5 protein-coding genes are annotated in these 8,044 nt (G+C 61.2%); all 5 read left to right on the top strand.

Annotation, left to right across the window (positions count from 1 at the left end):
* Positions 1-527: 527 nt before the first annotated feature.
* The 5 genes from ACIQ47_RS13505 to ACIQ47_RS13485 all read left to right on the top strand — a co-directional run bounded on the left by ACIQ47_RS13505 (position 528) and on the right by ACIQ47_RS13485 (position 7,981).
* On the top strand, positions 528-1,982 hold the full coding sequence (locus ACIQ47_RS13505) for a DUF3375 domain-containing protein (protein ID WP_396438614.1): 1,455 nt from the start codon (positions 528-530) through the stop codon (positions 1,980-1,982).
* 76 nt (positions 1,983-2,058) lie between these two features.
* Positions 2,059-2,706, top strand: a complete 648-nt coding sequence (locus ACIQ47_RS13500) for a DUF4194 domain-containing protein (RefSeq protein WP_396438615.1) — start codon at positions 2,059-2,061, stop codon at positions 2,704-2,706.
* Positions 2,699-6,127, top strand: coding sequence for an ATP-binding protein (locus ACIQ47_RS13495; RefSeq protein ID WP_396438613.1), 3,429 nt, complete (start codon positions 2,699-2,701; stop codon positions 6,125-6,127). Before ACIQ47_RS13500 ends, ACIQ47_RS13495 begins: the two co-directional genes overlap by 8 nt.
* Positions 6,124-7,350: a DUF3322 domain-containing protein gene (locus tag ACIQ47_RS13490; RefSeq protein WP_396438612.1), complete on the top strand. Its 1,227-nt coding sequence runs from the start codon at positions 6,124-6,126 to the stop codon at positions 7,348-7,350. Before ACIQ47_RS13495 ends, ACIQ47_RS13490 begins: the two co-directional genes overlap by 4 nt.
* Positions 7,351-7,465: 115 nt before the next feature.
* Entirely contained in the window at positions 7,466-7,981 is a 516-nt protein-coding gene (locus tag ACIQ47_RS13485; protein ID WP_396438611.1) for an antitoxin Xre/MbcA/ParS toxin-binding domain-containing protein, read from the top strand.
* Positions 7,982-8,044 lie beyond the last annotated feature (63 nt).

Below are 8,044 nucleotides of genomic sequence, written 5' to 3'. Positions count from 1 at the left end.
CACCAACACCGACCCACGCACTTTGAAACTCGGGTTCATGCAAAGCGTTCCAACCCGCCACGGCTTGGTCTGCCTGCTGTTGGCGGTTTGAAGGCGCTTGCTTTTGTTCCAACATACCTTGCGAGCAACTCTTCAGCTGTGGCCGAAAAATAAGGGTTGACCAACCCGTCATGCCCAGCAAAAAGCCACCACCCCTCTCAAGTTGGCCTGAATAAAGGGACGCAACCGACACATTGACCCTGCCGCCCTGAAGTACCATCAGATTGATGACGACGCAAATCAAAGGCTTGTTTCTGCCCTCGAAAAAAGCGAATTTTTCGCCACACCCTCACTTGTCAACCTGAACCATCCTGATCAAACAAAAAACCCGGGCCACCCCGACCATTTGGCCGAGCTCTTGGCTGAGTTGGCTGGCCTCGGTATCAACAAGCCAAGCGAAAGCCCTTCCGCAAGCGCTAAAGTCTGCTGCTGCGAGCCGACAAGCCGACAAGCCGCCCTGACCCCTACCTGACAAGCTGAAGTGATCCATGTCCCTTGACTACGCCACCCTTGACGCCCTGCGCAGCCACCACCCGGCTTGGCGGCTGTTGCGCTCGGACCATGCGCCACTGGTGGCCAGTTTTTTACACCGGGTGTTTGTGGTGCCCAATGTGCGGGTGATGGCGGCGGCGGATTTGGCCGAGGCGCTGGAAGACGCCTTGTATGCCTTGCGCCTGCACTTGGGTGAAACCACATTCCCTAAATCAGCGCTGGAGTATCTGAACGATTGGGCTGCGCACGACAAGGGCTGGCTGCGCAAGTTTTACCGCTCGGGCACGGACGAGGCGCAGTTCGATTTGACACCCGCCACCGAAAAGGCTATCGCCTGGCTGGCGCAGCTGAGCGAGCGGCAGTTCGTGGGCACCGAGTCGCGTTTGCTCACGCTGTTTGACCTGCTCAAACAAATGAGTGAGGGCAGCGAAGCCGACCCGGCCAAACGCATCGCCGAGCTGCGGAAAAAGCGCGATGAAATCGACGCCGAAATCGCCCGGGTGCAGTCGGGCGATGCGCCGCTGCTGGACGACACGGCGGTGAAGGACCGTTTTCAGCAGTTCACGCAAGGTGCGCGTGAGTTGCTGACAGACTTTCGCGAGGTCGAGCACAACTTTCGGCAGTTGGACCGGCGTGTGCGTGAACGCATCGCGCTGTGGGAGGGCAGCAAGGGCGCGCTGCTCGAGGACATCATGGGCGAGCGCGATGCCATTGCCGACTCCGACCAGGGCAAAAGCTTTCGCGCCTTCTGGGACTTTTTGCTGTCCAGCCGCAGGCAAGAGGAGTTGACCGCGCTGCTCGAGCGCGTGCTGGCACTGCCCGCCGTGGCCCACCTGAACCCGGACGCCCGCACCCGCCGCGTTCACTACGACTGGATGGAAGCGGGCGAACATACCCAGCGCACCGTTGCCGCCTTGTCCCAGCAATTGCGCCGTTTTCTGGACGACCAGGCCTGGCTGGAAAACCGCCGCATCATGGACATCTTGCATGGCATCGAAAGCAAGGCGCTGGCGCTGCGCGATGCGCCTGTTCCCGGCCACATGATGGAGATGGCCCAACCCAGCGCGGACATTGCGCTGGCCATGGAGCGCCCCCTCTTCACCCCAACCGTGCAACCCGTCATTGCCGACTTGGTGTTGCAGGCAGGCGATGAAGACATCGACCCGGCCAAACTGTTTGACCAAGTGGTGGTTGACTCGGCGCGGCTGGCCCGCCATATCCGCCACGCCCTGCAAGACCGCGCCCAGATCACCCTGGGTGAGCTGGTGGCCAGCCAACCACTGCAACAGGGCTTGGCCGAATTGGTGGCCTATTTGCAGCTGGGCAGTGCCAGCTTCAGCACCGTGGTGGACGAGGACAGGCCCGAGCCAATCCACTGGCACACGCTGGCCACCGATGGCCAAACCATCACCCGCAGCGCCCGCCTGCCCCGCGTGATTTTCATGCGCTGAACCAGAACAAAAACCAAGGCCCTGTATGGAAGATGATTTTTTGAACACCCCAGCGACCCCTCCGCAGTCGCAGTCCATGGTGACGCCCTCTTCTGATTTGTCGGTGTTGCTGATCAACCTGCTCAAAAGCGTGCTCTACCGCGACGCCGACGAACGCCAGTGGGCGGGCCTGCTGAACCTACAAGCGCGGGTGCGTGATTACGTGGCGGTGCTGAACCTTGAGTTGGTGCTGGACGAGGCCGAGGGCTATGCTTTCTTGAAGAGTCGCCCCGAAGCGGCCGACGACGAAGCCGCGCCCCGTCTGCCCCGTTTGGTGGCACGCCGACCGCTGTCCTTCGCCGTGAGTTTGTTGCTGGCTTTGCTGCGCAAAAAACTCGCCGAGTTCGACGCAGGCGGTGGCCAAGACGCCCATGCGGGGCGGCTGGTGCTCTCGCGTGACGAAGTGGTGGAGTTGGTGCGCGTGTTCTTGCCCGACGGCACAAACGAAACCAAGCTCATCGACCAGATCGAGACCAACATCAACAAGGTGGCCGAACTGGGGTTTTTGCACAAACTCAAACCCGCCGGTGGTGCCGCCGCCGGGCAGGCCTCTTACGAGGTGCGGCGCATTCTCAAGGCCTTTGTGGACGCCCAATGGCTGGCCGAATTCGATGCGCGCCTGGCCAGCTACCAGTCTCAATTGGCCGGCGTGACCGACACGCAGGAAGGGGCCCAACATGCTTGAGCCGCAATCCATGGGCTTGGACTTTGTATCGGATGACACCTTGACCGGCTTTCGGCTGACCCGGCTGGAGGTGTTCAACTGGGGCACGTTCGACAGCCGGGTGTGGACGCTGCAACTCGACGGCAAGAACGGCCTGCTCACGGGCGATATTGGCTCGGGCAAGTCCACCTTGGTTGATGCCATCACCACCTTGCTGGTGCCTGCCAACCGCATCGCCTACAACAAGGCTGCGGGCGCGGACAGCAAGGAACGGACGCTGCGCTCCTACGTGCTGGGGCATTACAAATCCGAACGCAATGAGGTCACCGGTGCGGCCAAGCCGGTGAGCCTGCGCGAGCCCAACAGCTACTCGGTGATCTTGGGTGTGTTCCACAACGCAGGCTACGACCAGACGGTGACACTGGCCCAGGTGTTCTGGATGAAGGACGCCCACGGGCAACCCGCACGCTTTTTTTTGGGGGCCGAGCGTGCGCTCTCGATTGCGGCGGACTTCGCCCATTTCGGCTCCGACATGGCCCAACTTCGCAAGCGGCTGCGTGGCCTGGGCGCGGAACTGCACGACTCCTTTCCGCCGTATGCGGCCTGGTTTCGCAGGCGCTTTGGCATTGAAAACGACCAGGCGCTGGAGCTGTTTCACCAAACCGTGTCGATGAAGTCGGTCGGCAACCTGACGGACTTTGTGCGCAGCCACATGCTGGAGCCCTTCGAGGTGGCCCCGCGCCTGCAGGCCTTGATCGGCCACTTTGACGACCTGAACCGCGCCCATCAGGCCATCCTGAAAATCAAAGCCCAAGTGGAATTGCTCACGCCTTTGATCGCCGATTGCAGCCGCCACAGCGCATTGGCCGCCGAGGTCGACAACTTGCGAGCATGCCGCGACCGTCTGCGCCCCTACTTTGCGGGCCTCAAGCTGGAACTGCTCGACAAACGATTGACCTCACTGGCGCAAGAGTGGGAGCGCGTGGATGCACAGGTCCACAAACTGGCGGCCATGCACGAGGCGCAAGGCCAGAAAGTGGATGAACTCAAGCAAGCGATCAACGACAACGGCGGCGACCGGCTGGAGCGCCTTGCCGCCGAGATTCGCCAAAAAGAGCAGTTGCGCGACACCCGCCATACCAAGGCCCGCCGCTATGGTGAACTGACCACCGTGCTGGGCGAGCCCCTGGCCAGCGATGACGCCAGCTTTGCCACGCAGCGCGGCAAATACCAAAGCTGGCGCGAAGCGGCACTGCAGCGCGATGCCGACCTGCAAAACACCCTGACCGAACACAGCGTGAGCTTGCGCCAAGGCAAGCAAGAACACACGCAGCAAAGCCAGGAAATCGACAGCCTCAAGCGCAGGCGCAGCAACATCGACGACCAGCAAATCCAAATCCGCGCCGCCATCTGCACGGCACTGGGCTTGAACGTGGACGACATGCCGTTCGCTGGCGAATTGATTCAGGTGCGCGAAGAGGCCCGTGACTGGGAAGGCGCCGCCGAACGCTTGCTGCGCGGCTTTGGTCTGGCGCTTTTGGTGCCCGATGCGCATTACAAAGCCGTGGCCGAATGGGTAGACAGCGCCCACCTGCGGGGCCGCTTGGTGTACTTCCATGTGCGCGCACGCAAAACCACCGAACTGCCTGCCCTGCACCGCGATTCCCTGGTGCGCAAACTCGCCATCAAGCCCGACTCGCCCCACTACGATTGGCTGGAACGCGAACTCAGCGTCCGGTTCGACGTCGCGTGCTGCGCCACGCAAGAGCAGTTTCGCCGTGAGACCCGCGCCGTCACCCTTGCCGGCCAAATCAAAGACCCCAGTGGCCGGCATGAAAAAGACGACCGCCACCGCATTGAGGACCGCAGCCGCTACGTGCTGGGCTGGAGCAACAGCGCCAAAATTGCAGCCTTGGAGGCCAAGCGCCAACAACTTGAAGCGCGGCTCGCTGAAGTGGGCGGCCAAATTGCGGCCATTCAAACCGAACGCAAAGCACTCACCAGCCGTCTGGATGCGCTCACCCGGCTTGAAGAGTTCACCACCTTCGACGAGCTCGATTGGGCCAGCCTGGCCACCGAAATTGCGCAACTGGTGGACGAGCGCAATCGGCTGGAGGCGGCCTCAGATGTGCTCCAACAACTCAACGACAAGCTGCGCAGCGTGCAGGCGGCACAAAAAACCACTGGCGAAGAACTGCAAGGCACGCGCGACAAACGCGCCAAGGTGGAGCAGCGGCGCGCTGACGCGCAGGCGCTGCACCAGCAAACTGCTGCGCTGCTGCACGAGGTGGCCATCGACGCGGCCTTGGCTGCAAGGCTCGAAGCCATGCGCGCAGAAGCTTTGGGCGAACAACTTCTCAGCGTGGAGTCCTGCGACAACCGCGAGCAAGACCTGCGCGCTTGGCTGCAAGCACGCATTGATGCCGAAGACATCAAGCTGCGGCGTCTGGCCGAAAAAATCATCAAAGCCATGGCCTCCTTCAAAGAGAGCTTCAAGCTGGAAACCGCCGAGATGGATGCCAGCTTGGCAGGGGCCTTTGAATACGAAAACTTGCTGTCGCAGCTGAACCGCGACGACCTGCCGCGCTTTGTGTCGCGCTTCAAGGAGTTGCTCAACGTCAACACCATCAACGAAATCGCCAACTTCAATGCCCAACTGGCCCGTGAGCGCGAAACCATCAAAGAGCGCATCGCCCACATCAACCAATCGCTGGGCGAGATCGACTACAACCCCGGGCGCTTCATTCTGCTGGAATCGCAGGCCAGCCCCGACGCCGAGATCCGCGACTTCCAGCAAGAACTGCGCGCCTGCACCGAGGGCGCGGTCACCGGGTCGGACGATGCCCAGTATTCCGAGGCCAAGTTCTTGCAGGTCAAAGCCATCATCGACCGCTTCAGGGGGCGCGAAGGCCTGTCTGAACAAGACCGCCGCTGGACGGCCAAAGTCACCGACGTGCGCAACTGGTTCCTTTTTGCCGCCAGCGAACGCTGGCGCGAGGACAACACCGAGCACGAGCATTACTCCGACTCCGGTGGCAAATCGGGCGGGCAAAAAGAGAAGCTGGCCTACACCATTTTGGCGGCCAGTTTGGCCTACCAATTCGGCCTAGAATGGGGTGCGGTGCGCTCGCGTTCTTTCCGTTTCGTGGTCATCGATGAGGCCTTCGGGCGCGGTTCGGACGAGTCGGCCCAATACGGCCTCAAGCTGTTTAGGCAACTCAACCTGCAACTTTTGATCGTCACGCCGCTGCAAAAAATCCACATCATCGAACCCTATGTCGCCAGCGTCGGCTTCGTCCACAACGAGGGTGGGCGGGCCTCGAAGCTGCGCAATCTGTCCATCGAAGAATACCGGGCACAAAAGGCCTTGACGCCAGCCCCCGCAATCGCCTTGGCCCCATCTGCCCCTTCTGCCCCTCAAGCACAGGAGCCTGCGCAGTGAGCTGGACTGGCCCGAAAGAACTGAAAGCCCAGCTGGCGCGGCTATGGGAGCGCGGCGAACTGCTGCGCGACGCGGTCAGCGGCCACGAGCGATTTCCTTTGCGCCTGTCCATCAAATCGCCCACTTCCACAGACATCACAGACCGTTTCAATGAGGTGCGCGCATGGGTGGCCGAACTGTCTGGCGAATGGGCACCGCAGGGCGCCGTGCGTGTGGAGTGGCAAACGCTCAACCACCGCGTCCAAGGCGCGCAAAGCTTACCGGCCTGCGTCTGTGTCCAAACACTCGAAGCGGCCTTGGTCTGGTTGGGCAAACGCAAAGACTGGGAGCGCTTTTCGGCGCAAGTGGCCGACACGCGGCAAATGCATCCAGCCTTGCTGCCTTGGTTAGAAAAGCATCCACACCAGGCGCTCGAGTTACTGGCCGAATGGCCCCGCTTGCTGGCTGTGGTGGCCTGGCTGGTCGCGCATCCACGCCCTGGCATTTACCTGCGGCAGATGGACGTGCCCGGCGTTCACAGCAAATTCATCGAAGCCCATCGCGGGGTACTGACCGAGCTGCTCGATCTGGCGCTGCCACTGGACGCGGTCAACCCCCACAAAACTGGCGTCAGCCAGTTCCCTGCCCGTTATGGCTTTTTGCAAAAGCCAACGCGCATACGCCTGCGTGTGCTGGACCCGGCCATGGCGCTGGTGCCTGGCGTGCAATGCCCCGACTTGACGCTGGATGCCGACAGCTTCAGCCGCCTATCGATCGGTGTGCAGCGTGTCTTCATCACCGAAAACGAGACCAACTTTCTGGCCTTTCCGCCAGTGCGCCATGCCCTCGTGATTTTTGGCGCAGGCTACGGCTGGGATGCACTGGCCCTCAGCCATTGGCTCAAGCACTGCCCCATCCACTACTGGGGCGACATCGACACGCATGGCTTTGGCATTCTGGACCAGCTTCGCGGCCACTTTGACCACGTCGTCTCGTTCTTGATGGACAGGTCCACGCTCGATGCGCACGCGGCCATTTGGGGCAGTGAAGACAAGCCCCTTTGCATTGACTTGCACCGGCTGACGCCCGAAGAGCGCGCCCTGTATGACGACCTGCGCGACAACCGCATACGCACAGGGCTGCGCTTGGAGCAAGAACACATCGGGTTCCACTGGTTAATGCATCGCCTTGAACAGATTCAGCGCCAGGATGGCGCGACACCATCCCATTCAAGCCTCGTGTGATGAGCGCCAATCGCGCGAGCAAGCAGACCTGACAACCTGATCCTTGGGCTCCCAAAGCCCTCTCGGCGAACTTCAAATTGTTGCAATTGCTTCACCATCATGATGTAATTGCACCATGAAATCATCAACCCTCTCAACCAACACCACAAGTCGAAGCGCTGCTCTTTCGACCCTTTGGGCCTTGCTGGATGCTCCTGAACAAGACGATTCGCCACAAGCGACCACACGCGTGATGGTGGGCACACGTCTGGCCAGCCTTTCCAGCGCTGGGGCCTGCAAGCTCCTCAAGCGCGGCATTTCCAGTCAAGCCATTGGGCCGCTGGGTGATTATCTGGGGCTGGGTAAAGGGGTGATTGCAGAGTACCTGGATCTGGACCGCAGCACCGCCAACCGCCGAGCTGCCAAAGGGCAACTGTTGCCCATCCATTCGGCTGAAAGCGTCTTGCGTTTACTGGAACTTGGGCAAATGGCCACCGACACCTTTGAGACGGAAGACGAAGCCTCAGCTTGGCTGCGCCGCCCTCACCCCATGCTGGATGGCGATAGCCCTCTGGAGTTGGCCAAAACCAGTTACGGTGCACAGCGCGTGAAAGACATCCTGATTGCCATCCGATACGGCGGTGTCGTTTGACCACGGTCTGGCGCATTGGATTTTGCGAAAACCCCTCACTGCCCTCCTCCGCCATTCTTGCCA

Source organism: Limnohabitans sp., from assembly GCF_044373035.1.
Taxonomy (GTDB): Bacteria; Pseudomonadota; Gammaproteobacteria; order Burkholderiales; family Burkholderiaceae_C; genus Limnohabitans_A.
This window is presented reverse-complemented; position numbering and strand designations above follow the sequence as displayed.